The organism is Mameliella sp. AT18, assembly GCF_028807275.1.
Classification (GTDB): Bacteria; Pseudomonadota; Alphaproteobacteria; order Rhodobacterales; family Rhodobacteraceae; genus Antarctobacter; species Antarctobacter albus.
The window spans coordinates 1-17858 of the sequence record NZ_JARAMO010000001.1; the positions used below are offsets into that span (position 1 = coordinate 1).

23 protein-coding genes and 1 riboswitch are annotated in these 17858 nt (G+C 65.1%); of the genes, 12 read left to right on the forward strand and 11 right to left on the reverse strand.

Going from position 1 to position 17858, the window contains the following annotated elements:
• The first annotated feature begins 279 nt into the window (after positions 1-279).
• A complete protein-coding gene (locus PVW46_RS00005; RefSeq protein ID WP_069208210.1) occupies positions 280-663 on the forward strand; it encodes a VOC family protein in 384 nt (127 codons plus the stop codon).
• A 6-nt stretch (positions 664-669) separates the two neighbouring features.
• On the opposite strand, the gene PVW46_RS00010 is transcribed toward PVW46_RS00005, so the two are convergent.
• Together PVW46_RS00010 and PVW46_RS00015 are read right to left on the reverse strand one after the other, a co-directional pair.
• Positions 670-1269 (reverse strand): rhodanese-like domain-containing protein, encoded by a 600-nt coding sequence (locus PVW46_RS00010; protein WP_069208211.1) that lies wholly within the window; start codon positions 1267-1269, stop codon positions 670-672.
• A 60-nt stretch (positions 1270-1329) separates the two neighbouring features.
• Positions 1330-1584, reverse strand: a complete 255-nt coding sequence (locus PVW46_RS00015) for a TFIIB-type zinc ribbon-containing protein (protein ID WP_069208212.1) — start codon at positions 1582-1584, stop codon at positions 1330-1332.
• A 251-nt stretch (positions 1585-1835) separates the two neighbouring features.
• On the opposite strand from PVW46_RS00015, the gene PVW46_RS00020 reads away from it, so the two are divergent.
• On the forward strand, positions 1836-2354 hold the full coding sequence (locus tag PVW46_RS00020; RefSeq protein ID WP_043141191.1) for a hypothetical protein: 519 nt from the start codon (positions 1836-1838) through the stop codon (positions 2352-2354).
• A gap of 64 nt (positions 2355-2418) precedes the next feature.
• Here the strand turns inward: PVW46_RS00020 and trxC are convergent, their stop codons facing one another.
• Complete coding sequence (gene trxC / locus PVW46_RS00025) at positions 2419-2844, reverse strand: thioredoxin TrxC (protein WP_069208213.1); 426 nt, start codon at positions 2842-2844, stop codon at positions 2419-2421.
• Between the two features lie 114 nt (positions 2845-2958).
• Here trxC and PVW46_RS00030 point away from each other — a divergent pair, with 114 nt between their 5' ends.
• On the forward strand, positions 2959-3465 hold the full coding sequence (locus tag PVW46_RS00030; protein WP_069208214.1) for a HugZ family pyridoxamine 5'-phosphate oxidase: 507 nt from the start codon (positions 2959-2961) through the stop codon (positions 3463-3465).
• A 12-nt stretch (positions 3466-3477) separates the two neighbouring features.
• On the opposite strand, the gene PVW46_RS00035 is transcribed toward PVW46_RS00030, so the two are convergent.
• Positions 3478-4029: a hemerythrin domain-containing protein gene (locus PVW46_RS00035; protein ID WP_069208267.1), complete on the reverse strand. Its 552-nt coding sequence runs from the start codon at positions 4027-4029 to the stop codon at positions 3478-3480.
• 31 nt (positions 4030-4060) lie between these two features.
• Positions 4061-4474, reverse strand: coding sequence for a universal stress protein (locus PVW46_RS00040; RefSeq protein ID WP_043141180.1), 414 nt, complete (start codon positions 4472-4474; stop codon positions 4061-4063).
• A 254-nt stretch (positions 4475-4728) separates the two neighbouring features.
• On the opposite strand from PVW46_RS00040, the gene PVW46_RS00045 reads away from it, so the two are divergent.
• Positions 4729-5418, forward strand: a complete 690-nt coding sequence (locus tag PVW46_RS00045; protein WP_043141176.1) for a winged helix-turn-helix transcriptional regulator — start codon at positions 4729-4731, stop codon at positions 5416-5418.
• A gap of 7 nt (positions 5419-5425) precedes the next feature.
• Here the strand turns inward: PVW46_RS00045 and PVW46_RS00050 are convergent, their stop codons facing one another.
• The gene (locus PVW46_RS00050) at positions 5426-5743 is read right to left on the reverse strand and encodes an antibiotic biosynthesis monooxygenase family protein (RefSeq protein WP_043141174.1); all 318 of its coding nucleotides are present in this window, start codon (positions 5741-5743) and stop codon (positions 5426-5428) included.
• A gap of 185 nt (positions 5744-5928) precedes the next feature.
• Between PVW46_RS00050 and PVW46_RS00055 the strand changes: the two genes are divergently transcribed.
• From PVW46_RS00055 to PVW46_RS00065, 3 genes are all read left to right on the forward strand, one after another.
• Positions 5929-6636, forward strand: a complete 708-nt coding sequence (locus PVW46_RS00055; protein WP_043141171.1) for a DUF484 family protein — start codon at positions 5929-5931, stop codon at positions 6634-6636.
• Positions 6637-6644: 8 nt separating this feature from the next.
• Positions 6645-7568: a tyrosine recombinase XerC gene (locus PVW46_RS00060; RefSeq protein WP_043141169.1), complete on the forward strand. Its 924-nt coding sequence runs from the start codon at positions 6645-6647 to the stop codon at positions 7566-7568.
• Between the two features lie 61 nt (positions 7569-7629).
• Positions 7630-8235: a glutathione S-transferase gene (locus PVW46_RS00065; protein WP_069208268.1), complete on the forward strand. Its 606-nt coding sequence runs from the start codon at positions 7630-7632 to the stop codon at positions 8233-8235.
• Positions 8236-8307: 72 nt separating this feature from the next.
• Here the strand turns inward: PVW46_RS00065 and PVW46_RS00070 are convergent, their stop codons facing one another.
• Entirely contained in the window at positions 8308-8961 is a 654-nt protein-coding gene (locus PVW46_RS00070) for an outer membrane protein (RefSeq protein WP_069208215.1), read from the reverse strand.
• Between the two features lie 225 nt (positions 8962-9186).
• On the opposite strand from PVW46_RS00070, the gene petA reads away from it, so the two are divergent.
• The 3 genes from petA to PVW46_RS00085 are packed head-to-tail and all read left to right on the forward strand — an operon-like array spanning position 9187 to position 11936.
• A complete protein-coding gene (gene petA, locus PVW46_RS00075) occupies positions 9187-9780 on the forward strand; it encodes a ubiquinol-cytochrome c reductase iron-sulfur subunit (RefSeq protein ID WP_043141165.1) in 594 nt (197 codons plus the stop codon).
• Between the two features lie 12 nt (positions 9781-9792).
• On the forward strand, positions 9793-11139 hold the full coding sequence (petB, locus tag PVW46_RS00080; RefSeq protein WP_043141163.1) for a cytochrome b: 1347 nt from the start codon (positions 9793-9795) through the stop codon (positions 11137-11139).
• 20 nt (positions 11140-11159) lie between these two features.
• On the forward strand, positions 11160-11936 hold the full coding sequence (locus tag PVW46_RS00085) for a cytochrome c1 (protein WP_043141161.1): 777 nt from the start codon (positions 11160-11162) through the stop codon (positions 11934-11936).
• Positions 11937-12016: 80 nt separating this feature from the next.
• Here the strand turns inward: PVW46_RS00085 and PVW46_RS00090 are convergent, their stop codons facing one another.
• From PVW46_RS00090 to thiB, 3 genes are read right to left on the reverse strand one after another with little or no spacing between them, the layout of a single operon-like run.
• Complete coding sequence (locus PVW46_RS00090) at positions 12017-12721, reverse strand: thiamine ABC transporter ATP-binding protein (RefSeq protein WP_069208216.1); 705 nt, start codon at positions 12719-12721, stop codon at positions 12017-12019.
• A complete protein-coding gene (locus PVW46_RS00095) occupies positions 12708-14225 on the reverse strand; it encodes a thiamine/thiamine pyrophosphate ABC transporter permease ThiP (protein ID WP_069208217.1) in 1518 nt (505 codons plus the stop codon). Before PVW46_RS00095 ends, PVW46_RS00090 begins: the two co-directional genes overlap by 14 nt.
• Entirely contained in the window at positions 14201-15187 is a 987-nt protein-coding gene (gene thiB, locus PVW46_RS00100) for a thiamine ABC transporter substrate binding subunit (protein ID WP_069208218.1), read from the reverse strand. The genes PVW46_RS00095 and thiB overlap by 25 nt, the downstream gene beginning before the upstream one ends.
• A gap of 44 nt (positions 15188-15231) precedes the next feature.
• A riboswitch (TPP riboswitch) is annotated at positions 15232-15343 on the reverse strand.
• Between the two features lie 118 nt (positions 15344-15461).
• Here thiB and PVW46_RS00105 point away from each other — a divergent pair.
• Together PVW46_RS00105 and aroC are read left to right on the forward strand one after the other, a co-directional pair.
• Positions 15462-15635 carry a hypothetical protein gene (locus PVW46_RS00105; protein WP_274573638.1) on the forward strand — a complete coding sequence of 58 codons (174 nt, stop codon included), beginning with the start codon at positions 15462-15464 and terminating at the stop codon, positions 15633-15635.
• Between the two features lie 56 nt (positions 15636-15691).
• Positions 15692-16795 (forward strand): chorismate synthase, encoded by a 1104-nt coding sequence (aroC, locus tag PVW46_RS00110; RefSeq protein WP_069208220.1) that lies wholly within the window; start codon positions 15692-15694, stop codon positions 16793-16795.
• Between the two features lie 6 nt (positions 16796-16801).
• On the opposite strand, the gene PVW46_RS00115 is transcribed toward aroC, so the two are convergent.
• On the reverse strand, positions 16802-17858 hold a 1057-nt coding region (locus PVW46_RS00115; protein ID WP_274573643.1), incomplete at its 5' end, for a methyl-accepting chemotaxis protein.

Here is a 17858-nt window from a genome sequence, read left to right on the forward strand (position 1 = left end):
TTGAACCATTTCACGGTGCCATTGGCCATCCGTCTATTCCTTGTATCTATGCCGCTCGCAGCATGCAGCGGCCCGGCGAAGGCGCGTCTTGATCGAGTGACTGCGTGCCGGTGAAGGAAGACAGGTATCGAAGAGAAGGACTTAGCAAAGTCTCAATCGCAGATCTCGGACGCTCTGGCAAGGATTTCGTGACGAACCAGCGGGGCTTCGCCTCTTTCCCGATCAGGCAAGCCATGCCATGTTGGCGCTATCAGACCGGAACCAGGCCGGAGCCAGACAATGCCCCTCACCGCCTTCGATCACGTCAATGTCCGTACTGCGAACCTCGATGCCATGATCCGCTGGTACGGAGAGGTTCTGGACCTTCATCCCGGTCCGCGCCCGCCTTTCACGGTCGGCGGGGCCTGGCTCTACCTGGGCGACAGGCCCTATGTTCACCTGGTGGACATCCCCGGCCAGCGTGAAGCGGTCCGCGACAACACACTGGAACATTTCGCCTTTCGCGCCACCGGCATGGCGGGCTTCCTGGCCCGCCTGGACGAGTGGGGCGTTCCCTACAGCCTCGACGAGGTGCCGGAATTCCCCATCGTCCAGGTCAATTTCCGCGACCCGGACGGCAACCACATCCATGTCGATTTCGACAAGGCCGAGCTGCCGACCTAGGTTGGCTCAGCTCTCACCACCCGCCACGGTCAGCCCCAGCATCCGCCAGCCCTGCATCCCCCAGCGGTAATAGCTGATCTTGTCGGCGGGATAGCCTGCCTCGATCATGCGGCGGATGGCGGTGGGGGATTGTCCGCACCAGGGGCCGTTGCAGAACAGGACCACCTCGCGCACCGACTCCGGCTCGCAGACGAATCCCTCAAAGTCGATCTCGCAGCCGAGCTCGCCAAGGCGGTCCACCATTTCTGTGTAGGGGATCGAGACCGAGCCGGGGATCGTGCCTGTTTCCCAGTCGGGACGCACGCGGCTGTCGATCACCATGACGTCCGGGTCCTGCAGCGCGGCCAGCAACTCCAGCTCGCCCACGGTGGTGACACCTTCGGCAGGCGAAACGGGCTGGATGCAGAAACTGGGACAGGGCCGGGCGATGCGGGCGAAATCGCCCTCGATCACCGCGTCCGTGTCCTGCACGCGGGAAATCGTGACCTCGCCGCCGGAGGGTGTCGGCACGGTGACAGAGGCCATCCCGCGCGAGATCGCGACCTCATCGGCGCCGGCCGGCACGGCCAGGGCCAAGGCGAATACGGACGATACCAGGTGTTTCATGAACTCCTCCCGAGGCTACCATTGGAACCATGCAGAGCCTAGCGCCCGCCACGGGGGCCGTCAGTCGAAATCGAACAACTCGTCGAGAAAGCCCCGGCGTTTCTTCTTGCGATAACGCCCGTCGTCCTCGTGGCGCGCGGGCTCGGCGCGCCGAGCCTGTCGTGGCGGCGGGGCCATCTGTTCGGCGCTCCGGTCGATGATCTTGTCCAGCTCTCCACGGTCCAGCCAGACACCCCGGCACTTGGGACAATAATCGATCTCGACCCCGGCGCGATCCGTGATGACCAACTCGTTTCCGTCGATCGGGCATTTCATGGGTGCTCTCCTCTGCTGCAGGTTCATATCCAGATAGGGGCCACCCGGCAGGATTTCACCGGGACGATCCTGCGGATTTCCCGACCTGACGATGCCGGGATGAGACGATATCCATTCAAGACCACCGCCGCCGCACGGATCGCGGCCACGCCTGGGCGCCTTTGGCCCCACCGCAACACCCGACCGGAAACGTTCCGGTTACGGGAAAACCGCGCTATGATGCGGGCAATCGCATAAGACAGGGATTTTTCATGGCACGCTTCGGATTGATCTTGGCCTTTCTCCTACCCTTCCTGCCTGCCGCCGTCGCGGCGCAGGATTACGACACGCGCACCCTGATGCAGCACCGGCAATGGCAGGTCGACGTGACCTACAGCCAGAGCAGCGACAGCTACTGGTGCACCGCCGGGGTCGAGAACGGCAGCACGCAGAAATTCAACCTGGTCGCCTACCAGAACGAGGCTTTCGCTCTCTTCATCTTCGACCCGCGCTGGAATCTCGAGGCGCGCCCGGTGAGTTTTGTCGTCGATGTCGACCGGAACCGCTGGAACATGGACGGTAGCGGTGAGGGAACGGGCATCGCGCTGAGCATGACCGACGCCGAGAAGGCGGCCAAGTTCCTTGTCCAGCTCAAGCGCGGAAATTCTGTCTACGTCTACAACGATAAACAGCAGCGACAGGCAACCTTCTCGCTCAGCGGATCGTCGCGTGCCATCGACGCGCTGTTTGAATGCTGGGACACGATCGTCGGATCGCAGGATCCGTTCTGACCGATTGGGCAAGACACCCGAATAACAGGCGCCTCCCAACGGGAAAGCGCCTGCCATCTTGTTCTCAGCCGCGCACCCAGCCGACGATCTGACCGGCAGGCATGGCGCCGGACTGGCGCTTGCGCTCGCGGCCCCCGGCAAAGCTCACCATCGTCGGGATTCCCCGGATGCCATGTTGGGAACCGGCCTGCGGGAAATCCTCCGTGTTCAGCTTGACCAGCCGCGCCTCGCCGTTCAGGGCTGTGGCCGCCTTGCCGAATTCCGGGGCCATCATCCGGCATGGGCCGCACCAGGGGGCCCAGAAATCCACCACCAGCGGCACCTCGTCGGTGCGGGCGGCCTTGGCCAGGGTCGCGGCATCCACCTCGACCGCCTTGCCCGGCATGAGCGCGGCACCACAGGTCCCACATTTCGGCCCGGCACCCAGTTTTTCGGCCGGAACGCGGTTCACCTGGCCACAGTCCAGACAGGTCAGTTTCTTGCCCGCCATCGGAGATCCTCCATTTCACATTCGCATTTTTATATGCGATCAGGCATTGTCCGCATCAAGCGTCCTGATGCAAAAATCCGCACCCGAAGGAAGAGAGAGGATTAGAGGGTCGCCATGACCGAAACCAACCCGTTCCGCACGGTGGATGCAGAGGCACGCGCGCTGGCGCGGCGCCTGATCGAAGAGGCCAGTTTTGCCGCGCTGGCCGTCACCCAGCCAGACACTGGCACGCCCTCTGTCACCCGCATTGCCCTGACCACCGATCCCGATGGTGCGCCGCTGTCGCTGGTCTCGACCCTCTCGGCCCATACGGCTGCGCTTGTCGCCAACCCGGCCTGTGCGTTGCTGGTCGGAGAGCCGGAGGACAGGGGCGATCCCCTGACCCACCCGCGCCTGACCCTGCATGTGACCGCCGAACTGGTACCCCGCGACGCGCCCGGACATGCGGCCTTGCGCGATCACTACCTGTCGCAGCGGCCCAAGGCCAAGCTCTACATCGATTTCGGCGACTTCCACCTGCTGCGCTTTCGCGTGACGGACGCGCTGATGAATGGCGGGTTCGGCAAGGCCTATCACCTGACCGCCAGCGATCTTGCCCCAGCCCCGTCGCAACGGGGCTAGGCGCCGCAATCGCTATTCCAGCCCATGCGCGCCGTGTTTGAGCAGGATCGGCACGATCAGGTCTTCCTCGTCGTCCAGGTGACGCAGCAAAAGCGCCTCGAACCCCGCGACATGGCTCTGGAACGTCCCCGCCTCCACCTTGCCCTGAAGAACGCCGTTCGCAGCATCGCTGAACTGCTGCAACAACCCGTCCATCGCGTGATGATCCCGATCCAGGATCTCGAACCCGCGGGCAAGCGACGCCTCGCGGTCGATCAGCTTTGGGAAATAGTGCATGTCCTCGATCTGGTGGTGGCCATGCAGTTGCTGCAACAACATGCTGCCATAGCGGACAAGCCGCTGCTGCATCTGGCGCGGGTCCATGCTGCCGTCCGACGCGGCCTCGGCATCCTGCCGCAGCGCCTCGCAAAGGCGCCGGAACATCACATGGCGGTCCATCCAGAAGGCCACCAGCCCACCAAAGTTGTCATGGCTTTGCCACGCCTCGCGCGGGTAGTCCTCGCGCAGGGCATACAGGGCGTCCGGCAGGCGGTCACGGCGGGAGAGGTCGATTTCACTGGTCATGGCCCGCAGATTGATGCGGGCCAGTACAAAGTCAACGCAGCACGTGCACAGCACATTGCGCGTGGCGCACAACCTTGGCCGCGGTGGACCCAAGCAACAGGTCCTGCATCCCCGGTCGGTGCGAGGCAATGACGATCAGGTCGGTGTCGTTGTCCGACGCCCAGTCCAGGATGGTCCGCCCGGAATGGCCCGAGACCACCAGGCCGACACCGCCCGGAACCGTTGCGGCCATGTCGTTCAACTCGTCCTCGACCACCTTGCGCGCCTGCGCGGCATAGTCGGCGGGCAGGTAGCTGGCGACATAACCCGGCACCTGTTCAAGCACGTGCAGAAAGGTGATCCGCGCGCCCTCTGCCGCGAGCCGCCGGGCCACCGAGGTCGCCGCGCCGATCCGCGTGTCGCTTTCCTCGTCGAAGGCGATGGGAACCAGGATGTTCTTGTACATGATGTGTCTCCTCCCGTGTCGCCAAACATGGGACCACAGGGCACCGATTTCCTTGATACAGGTCATGTGCCAAACGGCGGACATCGCTCGGTCATAATCCCACCACAATCCCCCCATACAACCATAAGCCGGTGTCAGAACGCGCCGCAGACAGGTCCTTTTGCCGTTGCCAGAACGGTCAGGCAGGACCGGAGTGCCAAGTTTGGCGGAGCCGAGGGTGGCCCGCCCGTCTCGTATGGCAAGGAGTTTGCGACGTGCGTTACCTGATCGCCGAAACCAGTTGGTCCCTCATTGCGCTTGCCAAGGAACTGACCAACACCGGGGTGTTGCTGACCCGGACGGACCGGCCCGAAGACATTCCACACTACCTGCGGATGACAGAGGCAGACCTGCTGATCCTCGACGCCGAGGAACTGGCCCTCACCGGCCTGTCCCTGCCCCACCTGCGCCGCAGCCATCCCGACCTGCCCATTGCACTGATGGCGCGGGACGCTTCGCACGGGCAGATCGTCCGCTGGCTGGAAGCAGGGGCCGACACGGTCCTGGACGCATCCGCCCCGCCCGAGGAGGCGGTCATGATCCTCTCTGCCATCGCGCGACGCGCACATGGTCTTGCGCAACCGATGCTGAGCTATGGCCCGCTTGCCGTCGACCTGTTGCGCCGCAAGGCCTACCTGCAGGATTGCCCGGTCAAGCTGAGCCCGAAACTTTACGAACTTCTGGAGTACATCGCGTTGAGACCGCGCCGGCTGGTCAGCCGCGCGGCCCTGCTGGGCCATATCTACGGGCTCGAGGATGAACCGGACCCGCGGGTGTTCGACGTTTACGTCTGTAACCTGCGCGCCTGCCTCGAAGCCTCGGACGGCGCCGTGGACATCGAGACAGTACGCGGGTCGGGTTATCGTTTCACCGCGGCCTGTCTCGACGGGGCCATCGCCGCCTGACCGTCGATCAATAGGTGGCGGCCACCTCGTAGAGCACCGGCTCGAAGCTGCGGCAGAGCGCGTTCAACTCCTTGTTGCGCGCGCGCATCTCGGATGACCGCAACATGGCCAGGAAATCATCCCGGCTTTCCCATTGCGAGTAGTTGGCAATCCGGGTCTGGGCGTCGTTGACGTGCAGGCCTGCGGCGATGAACCCCGGCTGTTTCGAGATGAACTCGGCATAAGCGGCCTGCAGCGCATCCAGCAGGTCCTGGCATTGGCCCGGGCTGGTCTCGAAGGTGGTGATGACGGTCTGGGCGTCAGAGGTCACGGAAATCTTGGGCATGGGCGCTCCTCCTTGTGGTCCGAGTTTGGCACGGATCGCGGGCGTGGCCAAACCCGCGCGATCAGGGAAAGACAGGTTTTGCGACGGGCGGATTTCCTTGACAGCAAAGGGCGCGACGGGCGACACAGTGCCAATCGCGCGAAAAAACAAGCGCCCAAGCGCAGCACGAGCAGGACAATAGGCCCATGAGCAGCACCCAGCGTATCGAGGAATCCATCCGCGATTCGATCATCTCGCGTCCCGACATCATCCTCGACGACAAGGACCTGATGCAGGCCCTGATCGCCGCGAACGAACGTGCGATGGGCGGCAATATCATCGACCTGCGCGGCATCGCGATGGAACGGCTCGAGGCGCGGCTTGACCGGCTCGAGGACACTCACCGCAGCGTCATTGCCGCGGCCTATGAAAACCTTGCCGGAACCAACCAGATTCACCGCGCCGTCCTGCGCATGCTGGACCCGGTAGAGTTTGAGCCTTTCCTCCACGACCTCGGCGGCGAGGTCGCGCAGATCCTGCGCGTCGATCACATCCGCCTTGTCCTGGAAACCGCGCAGGAGGACGACGATCCGGTGGTCAGCCGCCTGGGCGACGTGCTTTCGGTGGCGGAGCCGGGTTTCGTGGAAACCTATGTCGGCGAGGGCCGCGAAGCACCGCTGCGCCAAGTGGTCCTGCGCCAGCTTCAGCGCGGCAATGAGGCGATCTTTGGCGAACGCGCCGAATGGATCCGCTCCGAGGCCTGCCTGCGGCTGGATTTCGGCCCGGGTCGCCTGCCCGGCCTGCTGGTCATGGGGTCCGAGGACCCGCACCAGTTCACACCGCAACAGGGCACCGACCTTTTGTCCTTCTTCGGCGGCGTCTTCGAACGCGCGATGCGGAGATGGCTGGCCTGAGGCCCGGCATGAGCCTGGACATCTCACCCGCCGCGCGCGACGCCCTGGCCAACTGGCTGGAGGCATGCAAGGCGCTGGACGGGGCGGCGGAAAACACGCTGAACGCCTACCGCGCGGATGTGCTGGATTTCATCGCCTTCCTGACGGCGCATCACGCGGAACCGCAGGGGCTGGCCCCCTTGTCGGCTGTCACCACCACCGACATGCGGTCCTGGATGGCCCATCTGCGGCGGCGTGAGGTCGGCGCACGCTCGGTTGCGCGCAAGCTGTCCGCGGTCAAGAGCTTTTACCGCTGGCTGGCCCGTCGCGAAGGGTTCGAAGCCACCGCCGTGCTGTCGGCCCGTGCCCCCAAGTTCCAGAAGAAACTGCCCCGCCCCCTGACCGAAGACGCCGCGCGCGCCATGATCGACACGGTCGAGATGCAAAGCACCGACAGCTGGCAGGGTGCCCGCGATGCCGCGGTGGTCACGCTGCTCTATGGCTGCGGCCTGCGGATTTCCGAGGCGCTGGGGCTGAAGGGGCGTGACCTTCCGCTGGGCAGCACCCTGCGAATCCTCGGAAAGGGCGGCAAGGAACGGTTGGTTCCGGTGCTGCCAGTGGCGATCAAGGCCGTCGACAGCTACCTGGCATTGTGCCCCTATCCCGTCGAACCGGACCAGGCACTGTTCCGGGGTGCACGGGGCGGGCCGTTGAACCCGCGCATCGTCACCAAGGTCACGGAAAAGGCGCGGATGCAGCTGGGCCTGCCCGCCAGCGCGACGCCCCACGCCATGCGCCACAGCTTTGCCACCCATCTGCTGGCTGCCGGCGGCGACCTGCGCGCGATCCAGGAATTGCTGGGCCATGCCTCGCTGTCGACGACCCAGGCCTATACCGCCGTTGACGAGGTGCACCTGATGAAGGTCTACGCGGCGACGCACCCCAAGGCGTGACACCCACGCCCGCAAGTGCTTTGCTGTGCGCGACACGATCAACCACATCCGGATACCCGTCATGCAGCTACTTCAATCGCCGGCCTCGCCCTTTGTCCGCAAGGTGCTGGTCACGCTTCACGAAACCGGGCAGCTGGACGATGTCGAGATGGCGGACATCGCCACCACGCCCATCACGCCCGATCCGGCGCTGATCTCGGCCAACCCGCTGGGCAAGATCCCCGCCCTGATGCGTTCGGACGGCCCCACGCTCTATGACAGCCGGGTGATCTGCCGGTTCCTGGATGCCCGCGCGCAGGCGGGCCTCTATCCGGACAGCCGGGTCTGGGACACGCTGACGCTGGAGGCAACGGGCGATGCGATCATGGAGGCGGCCGTCCTGATCGTCTACGAGGAACGCTTTCGCCCGCCCGAAAAGGTGTCGATGGACTGGATCGAAGGCCAATGGGCCAAGGTGTCCCGCGCGCTGGATGCGCTTGGCACCCGTTGGATGAGCCATCTGCACGGCCGCATGGACATGGGCCATATCGCGATCGGCTGCGCGCTTGGCTACCTGGATTTCCGCCACGAGGCCCGGTCCTGGCGCACCGGCCGCGATACGCTGGCCGCCTGGTACGCCGAGTTTTCCCAGCGCCCTGCCATGATCGCCACCACGCCCAGCGGCTGAACATGAAAAAGGGCGGACCCCGGTCCGCCCTCACGCATGTCCAAAGGCCGGGCTTGCGACCCGGCAGCTGACTTAGAAGTGCATCGAAAGCCCGACGTTCAGCGCATTGGTCTTGATGTCGGTCTTGAAGGTGCCGCCATTCTCGAATGTGCCCTCGTTCACCGAATAGGTGAACTGATACTCGCCGAAGACAGAGAATCGGTCGTTGATCTGGTAGCTGGTGCCAGCCGTCAGGCGCATCGCGGGGCCGGTCAGCTGAAACCCGTAGGTCCGCGATCCGCTGGCGTGATCCGCATCCACATGCGGAAAGGCGATGCCCAGACCACCCCCGACATAGGGCGTGAACTGGCCCCAATGGTTCTTCCAGCGCCGCATCACGTTCGCGGTCAGCACGTTGTGCCCGTCGGTGAATTCCAGTTGGGAAAAGCCCAGCGCCTTGAGCGTGCCGTCGTCGGCATAGGCCTTGGTATGTGTATATTCCACGCCAAAGCCCAGCGACTCGCTCCGCCACCAGGTGGCGCGGGCGCCATAATAGGGAGGCATCACAAAGGGTTTGCCCTCCCAGCCGACAAGCTGGTCATAGCTGCCGCCACCATTGGGCAGGTCCCCCGAGATGCGGCTGTGAGGCAGCGTCTGCCAGCCGGTGTAGATCGACAGTTCCATCTCTGCCGCCGCCGGGGCCGCCAGACCGATCAGAATGCCGAGGGAAAGAATCAGTCGCCGCATCGTGCTGCCCCTAACTTTGCTCGCGGGCGAGATAATCACTGCAGAAGGGTGGTTTCAACCGCGACAGATTCGCGCGAGCGTGGAGTGTGAGCCTTTTGCATCCTTTACCCCTTACCGCCTCCCGGCTAGATACCGACCCTGAGCGGGGTCCGGAGTCTTTCGAGGCTCCGGAAACCATGGGTTTTACCGCGGGCCGACGGCCCCTACAGCAATGGAGCGAACCTCGTGTCCCACGCAGAAGACCACGAAGGCACCCGAAGGGATTTCCTCTACTACGCCGCCGCCGGCGCCGGGGTCGTCACGACCGGCGCTGCCGTCTGGCCGATGGTCAACCAGATGAACCCCTCGGCGGACGTGCGTGCACTGTCCACGATCCGGGTCGACGTCTCGGGCGTCGCGCCTGGCACTCAGCTCACGGTCAAGTGGCTGGGCAAGCCGGTCTTCATCCGTCACCGGACCGAGGACGAGATCGCCGAGGCGCAGCAACAGGAAGAGGCATTTGCCGCCGGCCAGAACGTGGTCGACACCAATGCGCGCAACGCCAACCTCGCCGATTCGGCGGCACCGGCCACCGATGCCAACCGCACCCTGCCCTCGCCCGAGGGTCAGCCCGCGCAGGCCTGGCTGGTTCAGATGGGTGTCTGCACCCACCTGGGCTGCGTGCCGCTGGGCAACGCCGGTGACTTTGGCGGCTGGTTCTGCCCCTGCCACGGGTCGCACTACGACCTCGCGGGCCGCATCCGCAAAGGTCCCGCCCCCGAAAACCTGCCTGTCCCGCCCGCCGAGTGGGTCGACGACAGCACCATCCTGCTGGGTTAAGGAGCACAAGACATGGCTGGAATCCCGCACGACCATTACGAGCCGAAGACCGGCGGCGAAAAGTGGCTGCATAGCCGCCTTCCGATCGTCGGCCTGCTCTATGACACGATCATGATCCCCACCCCCAAGAACCTGAACTGGATGTGGGTCTGGGGGATCATCCTGACGTTCTGCCTCGTTTTGCAGATTGCCACCGGGGTCGTCCTGGTGATGCACTACACGCCGCATGTCGACCTGGCCTTTGCCTCGATCGAACACATCATGCGCAACGTGAACGGCGGTCACTTCATCCGCTACCTGCACATGAACGGCGCCTCGCTGTTCTTTGTCGCCGTCTACGCGCACATCTTCCGCGGCCTCTACTACGGCTCGTACAAGGCCCCGCGCGAGGTGACCTGGATCATCGGCATGCTGATCTACCTCTGCATGATGGGCACAGCCTTCATGGGCTACGTTCTGCCCTGGGGTCAGATGTCCTTCTGGGGTGCGACGGTCATCACCGGCCTCTTCGGCGCCATTCCCTTCATCGGTGAGCCGATCCAGACCTGGTTGCTGGGCGGACCGGCGGTGGACAACGCTACGCTGAACCGCTTCTTCTCGCTGCACTACCTGCTGCCGATGGTCATCGCCGCCCTGGTTGCGCTGCACATCTGGGCCTTCCACACCACCGGCAACAACAACCCGACGGGTGTCGAGGTGCGTCGCGGGTCCAAGGCCGAAGCCGAGAAGGACACCGTTCCGTTCTGGCCCTACTACGTGATCAAAGACCTGCTGGCGCTGGCCGTGATCCTGGCGATCTTCTTCGCCATCGTCGGCTTCATGCCGAACTACCTGGGCCACCCGGACAACTACATCGAGGCGAACCCGCTGGCGACGCCCGCGCACATCGTCCCGGAATGGTACTTCCTGCCCTTCTACGCGATCCTGCGTGCCTTCACTTCGGACGTCTGGCTGGTGCAGCTGGCTTCCTTCGTGACCGGCGGCATCATCGACGCCAAGTTCTTTGGCGTGCTGGCGATGTTCGGCGCGATCATCGTGATGGCGCTGGCGCCCTGGCTGGACACCTCGTCGGTGCGTTCGGGCCGTTACCGCCCGATGTTCAAGTGGTGGTTCTGGCTGCTGGTCATCGACTTCTTCGCGCTGATGTGGCTGGGTGCCATGCCTGCCGAAGAACCCTACGCCAGCTTCTCGCTGATCGCCTCGGCCTACTGGTTCGCCTACTTCCTGGTGATCCTGCCGCTGCTGGGTGTCATCGAAAAGCCGCTGGCCCAGCCCGACACCATCGAGGCCGATTTCGACGCGCACTACCCGCCGAAGGATGAGGCCAAGGGCGCAGGCGCTGCGACCCCGGCGGAATAAGACAAGAAGGACCGTAAGAGATGTTCAAGAAACTCACCCTCGCGGCCCTCGTGGCCTTCGGTCTGGCCGGTGGCGCTCATGCCGCCGGCGGCGAGGCCCATGTCGAGGACTTCAAGTTCTCGTTCGAGGGGCCTTTCGGCACCTGGGACCAGAACCAGCTGCAGCGCGGCCTGAAGGTCTACACCGAGATCTGCTCGGCCTGCCACGGCCTGCAGTACGTCCCGCTGCGTGACCTCGAAAAGCTGGGCTACAGCGAAGAGCAGGTCATCGCATACGCCGCCAACTTCGAGGTCTTCGACCCCGAGCTTGACGACTTCCGCACGGCCAAGCCGACCGACCATTTCCCGGCCAACACTGCGGCCGGGGCACCGGACCTGTCGCTGATGGCCAAGGCGCGCGCAGGGTTCCACGGCCCCTACGGCCTGGGCATCAACCAGATGTTCAAGGGCATGGGCGGCGCGGAATACATCGCCTCGCTCCTGACCGGCTACACCGGCGAGGAAAAGACCGAGGCAGGCGCGACTCTCTATGAGAACCACGCTTTCCCGGGCGGCTGGATCTCGATGGCGCCGCCGCTCTACGGCGAAGACACCGAGTTCGACGATGGTCACAGCAACTCGCTGCACCACATCTCGGCCGACGTGGCGGCCTTCCTGATGTGGACCGCGGAACCCAAGATGATGCAGCGCCAGCAGGCGGGCTTTGTCGGGGTGTTCTTCCTGGTGGTGCTCTCGGTGCTGCTTTATCTCGTGAACAAGCGCCTCTGGGCCCCGATCAAGCGCAAGCCGACCGCCTGATCCGGCCAAGCAGAATAGACAAAGCCCCGCCGATCCGGCGGGGCTTTTCCTTTTGGTCTCGGCGGGTGCGGTGGCCGGGCCTACCCTGCCACGCCGACATAGTCGCGGAAGGCCCGCGGGGGATCGGCAAAGAAGGCATCCGCCGCCACGGGCGCCTGCGCCTTGCCCTCGGCCACCAGAACGACCTCATGGGCAAACCCCTCTGCGTCGCGTGGATCGTGTGTCACCATGACCACCAACGCCGCCAGGCTGTCTGCAACCTCGCGCACAAGGTCCAGCATCTCGCGTTTCAGGGCTGGACCCAGGGCGGCAAAGGGTTCGTCCAGCAGGATCATCGGACGCGCCATCAAGAGAACCCTGGCCAGGGCTGCGCGCCCCTGCTGGCCGCCGGACAGGGTGCCCGGCTTGCGCCCGGCCATGCCGTCCAGCCCCACGCGCCGCAATGCGCCCTCGATACGCGCCCGCGCCTCCGCATCCGGGCGGCGCCCGTCGGGATGCAGGGCAAGGCCCAGGTTCCGCTCCAGCGTCAGGTGCGGGAACAGGTTGCTGTCCTGGAACAGGATCGACACGGGCCGCGCCTGCGGCGGCACATGAGTCAGGTCGCGCCCCTGCCAGGTGACACGACCGCCCGCGACCTCCCTGAAACCGGCGATGGCGTCCAGCAAGGTGGATTTCCCGGCGCCGGACGGCCCGACAAGCGCCACCCGGCGTCCCGGCACCAGCGCCAGGTCCGCGCGCAGCGTCCCGCTGTCCATCGCCACTTGCAGGTCTTCAAGCTTCAGCACCCAGGCGTCCTCCTCTGTCGAACAGCCAGAACAACCCCAGGCTGGTACACAACAACAGCAGCGCCGCACCGGCCGCCGCCTCCATCTGGTAGGATCCCATCAGGCGATAGACCTGCAACGGCAGGGTCGCCCGGTCCGGATCCGCAAACAATGCGATCACGCCCAGATCTCCCATCGCCAGTGCAGCCGTCAACCCGGCGGCAAAGCCCATCGGGCGCCGCAAGCGGGGCAGCCAGACCAGCCGCAGCCAGGCCAGTGGTGTCATCCGCAGGCTGGCCCGCAGCCTCCCATAGTCGCGCGTGACCGCCTCGGCCTCGGGCCGCAGGATGCGCAGGGCAAAGGGCAGCGCCATCAGCGCGTTGACCAACCCCGTGACCGGCAACGCCATGTCGAAGGGATTGACGAAGTTGCGCAGGATAAGGAACAGCCCCGTCCCCAGAACCAGCGGCGAAATCGCGATGGCGGGCAGGGCCAGCAACTCGCCTCGCCGCGTGGCCAGCGGCAAGGCCCAGGCCATGCAAAGCACCGTGGACCCCAACGCAACGATCAGGGAATGCGCCGCTGCCCGCAGCGTGTCCGGCGTGATCAGCAGAAGGCCCGGTAGACCGCGCAGGACGACCGCCGCCAGTGGCACCAGCAGGAACAGCGCCGCCGCGACGATCCACATGCCATCCCAACCACGCGCCAGGCCACCCTGCCCATCCCAGCGCGGCAGGATGCGATCACGCCCGGCACCAAATCCGGCCTGCCCCGCGACGCGCAGCGCCACCAGACCAGCCGCCAGCGCCAGCACCAGCTGCATCACCGCCAGGGCCGCCGCGCGGCCAAGATCGAAATCGAACCGCATCGCCTGGTAGATCGCCAGTTCCACCGTCGTCGCCCGTGGCCCGCCACCCAGCGTCAGCGCCACCGCAAAGCTCGTGAGGCAGATCACGAAAATCACCGTAAACGCCCCCGGCAGCACCCGCAGGATCAGCGGTGCGTCAATCACGCACCATTGCGCCCGCGGCGACAGGCCAAGGGAGGCCGACAGCCGGAAATGCTCGGCCGGGACCGCCGCCCAGGCGGAAAACAGCATCCTGACCGCCAGCGGCAGGTTGAAAAAGACATGCGCCAGCACGACCCCGTGCAACCCGTAGATGTCGAGGTTCGGGCCGCCCAGCGCCCCCAACAGCCTGTTCACCAGCCCCGCCTGGCCAAAAACGGCGATCAACCCCATGACCGCCACGATCACCGGCAGGATGAAGGGCGCCCCCAACAGCGTCACCAAGACCCCGCGCCCGGCGAAGCGGCGGCGCGCCAGGGCCTTGGCCACGGGCACAGCCAGGACAACGCTGAACGTGGCCGACAGGAAGGCCTGCCAGAGCGTGAACCGCAATGCCTGCCAATCCCCCGGGCCGAAGGTGCCAAAGCCCCCGGCCCGGGCCAGAACAACGCCCACCGGCCCCAGCGTCAGGACCGCCAGGGCCAGGGCCGCCGCTATTGCGAGAGCGCGCGGCGCCATGCCTCGATCGCCTCGCCACGCAGGGCCGCCGCCTCATCCTCGGAATAGAAAAGCACGTTCTCCGGCAGGTCGAGCTTCTGGAAGCCATCCGGCCACTTGTTGCTGTCCAGCGCCGCCGGGATCGACCAGTTGCCCGTGGCGATCATGCCCTGAAAGTCCTCGCTCAAGATGAACTCCATGAAGGCGCCGGCCAGTTCGGGTTGGTCGCTGGTGGCCAGCCGGGCGGCCAGTTCGACCATGAAATAATGCCCCTCGGGGAAGATCGCGGCCTTCTTCGTCTCATCTTCTTCGGCGATGATGTGATAGGCGGGCGAGGTCGTGTAGCTCAGCACCATGTCCGCCTCGCCATCGGTGAAGAGGCCGTAGGATTCGGACCAGCCCTTGGTCACGGTGACGATCTTGGGCGCCAGTTTCTCCCAGGCGGCCTGCGCCTCGTCGCCGTAGACCGATTGCACCCAAAGCACCAGCGCCAGCCCCGAGATCGAGGTGCGCGGGTCCTGGATCACCAGCCGCAGGTCGTCTGGCGCCTCCAGCAGCGCGTCGAAACTGGCAGGCGGCGCATCCACGCGGGTGCTGTCATAGACAAAGGCAGTGTGCCCGTAGTTGAACGGCAGGAACACCTCGTCCGTCCAGTCGATCGGCAGTGTCAGCGGCGACAGGTCCACGCCGTGTTCTGCGAACAAGCCCGAGTCCCGGGCCTTCTTCGTCACGTCGGTGTTCAGGCCGATCACGACGTCGGCCTCGGTCCGGTCGCCTTCCAGCAGGATACGGGGCAAGAGGTCGCCGGGCTTGAATTGCAGATCGCAGTCGCAGCGCGCCTCGAACAGCTCTTCGATCCTTGGCCCCGGCCCCCATTCGGAAACGAAGTAGTCGGGCGCATAGACCGTCAGGACAGGCGTTTCGGCCAAGGCAAGGCCGGCGCTCAGACATCCCGCGGCAACAGTGAAGGCAAGTGACTTCATAGAGTCCTCCAATATTGCGGCGCAAGGGCAAGATTGGAGTCCCGTCATCGGGCCCATACCTTCCCTCCGCCGGTGTTAACCGGTTCAGGTTCAACGGGTTGATCCGTGGCACGGAAATCTCAGACGGCTCATGCGCCGCCACCCCGAGGTAGGCCGGACCCTAGTCGCGACGTCACGGAACATCAAGAAAAACCGTGATATTTTCCGTGTATTATGGTAAGGAATGCGTATCCCGAAAATTCAGGAGAAAGGAGGCGCCCTTGGGGAAACGCGTTTGATCATTCTGTGTCTCGAGCTGGGGGTTATCTGGCTCATCTATCTTATTTTCGGCTGGATCGCGGCCTTTGAAATGCCGCTCTGGCTCTCCACCTTCATCGTGATTGCCGTGGACCGGGCGACGGACGCCGTGGGCGATTTGGCCCAGAGGCGGCGCGACAGCCTCGAATAGTCTTGGCATTGTGCCCCGGCTTGCGTATCCCGCGCGGAAACGAAGGGGACGCAGCCATGAGCCTGAACACATTCGGACATCTCTTCCGTGTGACCACCTGGGGCGAAAGCCACGGGCCGGCTCTGGGGGCCACGGTCGATGGCTGCCCGCCGGGGATCGAGATCGACGAGGCGCAGCTGCAGCACTGGCTGGACAGGCGCAAACCGGGGCAGAGCAAGTTCACGACACAACGCCGCGAACCGGATGCCGTGCGCATCCTGTCCGGCGTCTTCGAGGGCCGGACCACCGGAACCTCGGTTCAGCTGATGATCGAGAACACCGACCAGCGGTCCAAGGATTATTCCGAGATCGCGCAGAAGTTCCGCCCCGGCCACGCCGACATCACCTATTTCCAGAAATACGGGCTGCGCGACTATCGCGGCGGCGGGCGCTCTTCTGCGCGGGAAACTGCGGCCCGCGTGGCCGCCGGCGGGCTCGCGCGCGCGGCGCTGACGGCGCTGGTGCCGGGGACCGAGATCCGCGGCTACATGGTGCAGATGGGCAGCCACGGCGTCGACCGGGCGCGTTTCGACGATGCCCAGATCGATGCCAACCCCTTCTGGTGCCCGGACCCCCAGGCCGCCGAGACCTGGGCCGACTACCTGGATGGGCTGCGCAAGTCGGGCGAGAGCGTGGGCGCGGTGATCGAGGTCGTCGCCCGCAATGCGCCTGCCGGCCTGGGCGCCCCCGTCTATGGCAAGCTCGACACTGACCTTGCGGCCGCGATGATGTCGATCAACGCGGTCAAGGGCGTCGAGATCGGCGAGGGCATGGCCTCGGCGGCGCTGACCGGCAGCCAGAATGCCGACGAGATCTTCATGGGTGAGAACGGCCCGGTCTACAGCTCCAACCACGCCGGCGGCATCCTGGGCGGCATTTCGACCGGACAGGAAATCGTCGTGCGTTTCGCGGTCAAGCCGACCTCGTCCATCCTGACCCCGCGCAAGACCATCACCCTGAGCGGCGAAGAGACCGAGATCGTCACCAAGGGGCGGCACGATCCCTGCGTTGGCATCCGCGCCGTCCCGGTTGGAGAGGCGATGATGGCCTGCGTCCTGCTCGATCACCTGCTGCTGCATCGCGGCCAGGTGGGGGACGCGGGCGGACGCATCGGGGGCTAAGCCCCCTCAGAAATCCTTCCACAGGGCATCGTCACCAACGGCCTTCTTGTAGGCCGGTGCCGGCTCCGGCGCGGGTTGCTCGAAATTGTCGATCTCCTCGACCTCCACTTCGACGGGTGACGGCTCCAGGTCTTCAGCAGCCCAGCTGCCATGCACCAGGGTTTCCGTGTCCGGGATCATGTCACCATAGGCATCGTCCGCATCGTAGGGCGCGGGGTCTTGGTCCTGTTCCAGGACAGGCGCCTCCGGCTCGCCGCTGTCCACCGTGTATGGCTCATCTGCCGGCTCTTCCCAGGTGTTCGCGGCAACGGGCAGATCCCGGACAGAGAACCGCGCCAGGACATCGGACAGGCGCGTGGCCTCGACACGCAGTTGCTGGCTGGCGGCATTGGTCTGGCTGACCATCGCGGCGTTCTGCTGTGTCACCTTGTCCAGTTCACCCACGCCGACATTGATTTCCTGCACGCCGCTGGCCTGGTCACGGGCCGAGGTCGCGATACCAGAGACCATCTCGGACACTTCGGTCACGCTTTGCACGATATGGGTCAGGGTTTCGCTGGTCTCCTGGACCAGCTTTTCACCGTCTTCCACCTGCTTGCTGCTGTTCGTCACCAGTTCCTTGATCTCGCTAGCGGATTCCGAGGCGCGCTGCGCCAGCCCCCGCACCTCGGAGGCGACCACGGAAAAGCCCTTGCCGCTCTCGCCGGCGCGCGCGGCCTCGACCCCCGCGTTCAGGGCCAGCAGGTTGGTCTGTTCGGAAACCGACTTGATCACGTCGAGGATGCTGCCAATGCGCTGGCTCTCGCCCGCCAGGTGTTGCATGGCCGCCAGGCAATGGTCCATCTGCCCGGCCAGTTGTTCGATACGGCCGATGGCCTCTGCCACCACTCGGTCGCCCAGTTGTGCCTGCTGGTCGGCGTTGCTCGCGGCCAGCGAGGCCTGCTCGGCGTTCTGTGCCACTTCCTGCACGGTGGCGCTCATCTGGTTCATGGCGGTGGCCACTTGGTCGGTCTCTTCGCGCTGTTGGTTGATGCGCAGCTTGGTGTCCTCGCTACTGGCCGCC

Coding starts and splice junctions, on each gene's coding strand:
- PVW46_RS00005 (WP_069208210.1), top strand. CDS start 280: ATGCCCCTCACCGCCTTCGATCACGTCAATGTCCGTACTGCGAACCTC.
- PVW46_RS00010 (WP_069208211.1), bottom strand. CDS start 1,269: ATGAAACACCTGGTATCGTCCGTATTCGCCTTGGCCCTGGCCGTGCCG.
- PVW46_RS00015 (WP_069208212.1), bottom strand. CDS start 1,584: ATGAAATGCCCGATCGACGGAAACGAGTTGGTCATCACGGATCGCGCC.
- PVW46_RS00020 (WP_043141191.1), top strand. CDS start 1,836: ATGGCACGCTTCGGATTGATCTTGGCCTTTCTCCTACCCTTCCTGCCT.
- trxC (WP_069208213.1), bottom strand. CDS start 2,844: ATGGCGGGCAAGAAACTGACCTGTCTGGACTGTGGCCAGGTGAACCGC.
- PVW46_RS00030 (WP_069208214.1), top strand. CDS start 2,959: ATGACCGAAACCAACCCGTTCCGCACGGTGGATGCAGAGGCACGCGCG.
- PVW46_RS00035 (WP_069208267.1), bottom strand. CDS start 4,029: ATGACCAGTGAAATCGACCTCTCCCGCCGTGACCGCCTGCCGGACGCC.
- PVW46_RS00040 (WP_043141180.1), bottom strand. CDS start 4,474: ATGTACAAGAACATCCTGGTTCCCATCGCCTTCGACGAGGAAAGCGAC.
- PVW46_RS00050 (WP_043141174.1), bottom strand. CDS start 5,743: ATGCCCAAGATTTCCGTGACCTCTGACGCCCAGACCGTCATCACCACC.
- PVW46_RS00055 (WP_043141171.1), top strand. CDS start 5,929: ATGAGCAGCACCCAGCGTATCGAGGAATCCATCCGCGATTCGATCATC.
- PVW46_RS00060 (WP_043141169.1), top strand. CDS start 6,645: ATGAGCCTGGACATCTCACCCGCCGCGCGCGACGCCCTGGCCAACTGG.
- PVW46_RS00065 (WP_069208268.1), top strand. CDS start 7,630: ATGCAGCTACTTCAATCGCCGGCCTCGCCCTTTGTCCGCAAGGTGCTG.
- PVW46_RS00070 (WP_069208215.1), bottom strand. CDS start 8,961: ATGCGGCGACTGATTCTTTCCCTCGGCATTCTGATCGGTCTGGCGGCC.
- petB (WP_043141163.1), top strand. CDS start 9,793: ATGGCTGGAATCCCGCACGACCATTACGAGCCGAAGACCGGCGGCGAA.
- PVW46_RS00085 (WP_043141161.1), top strand. CDS start 11,160: ATGTTCAAGAAACTCACCCTCGCGGCCCTCGTGGCCTTCGGTCTGGCC.
- PVW46_RS00095 (WP_069208217.1), bottom strand. CDS start 14,225: ATGGCGCCGCGCGCTCTCGCAATAGCGGCGGCCCTGGCCCTGGCGGTC.
- thiB (WP_069208218.1), bottom strand. CDS start 15,187: ATGAAGTCACTTGCCTTCACTGTTGCCGCGGGATGTCTGAGCGCCGGC.
- aroC (WP_069208220.1), top strand. CDS start 15,692: ATGAGCCTGAACACATTCGGACATCTCTTCCGTGTGACCACCTGGGGC.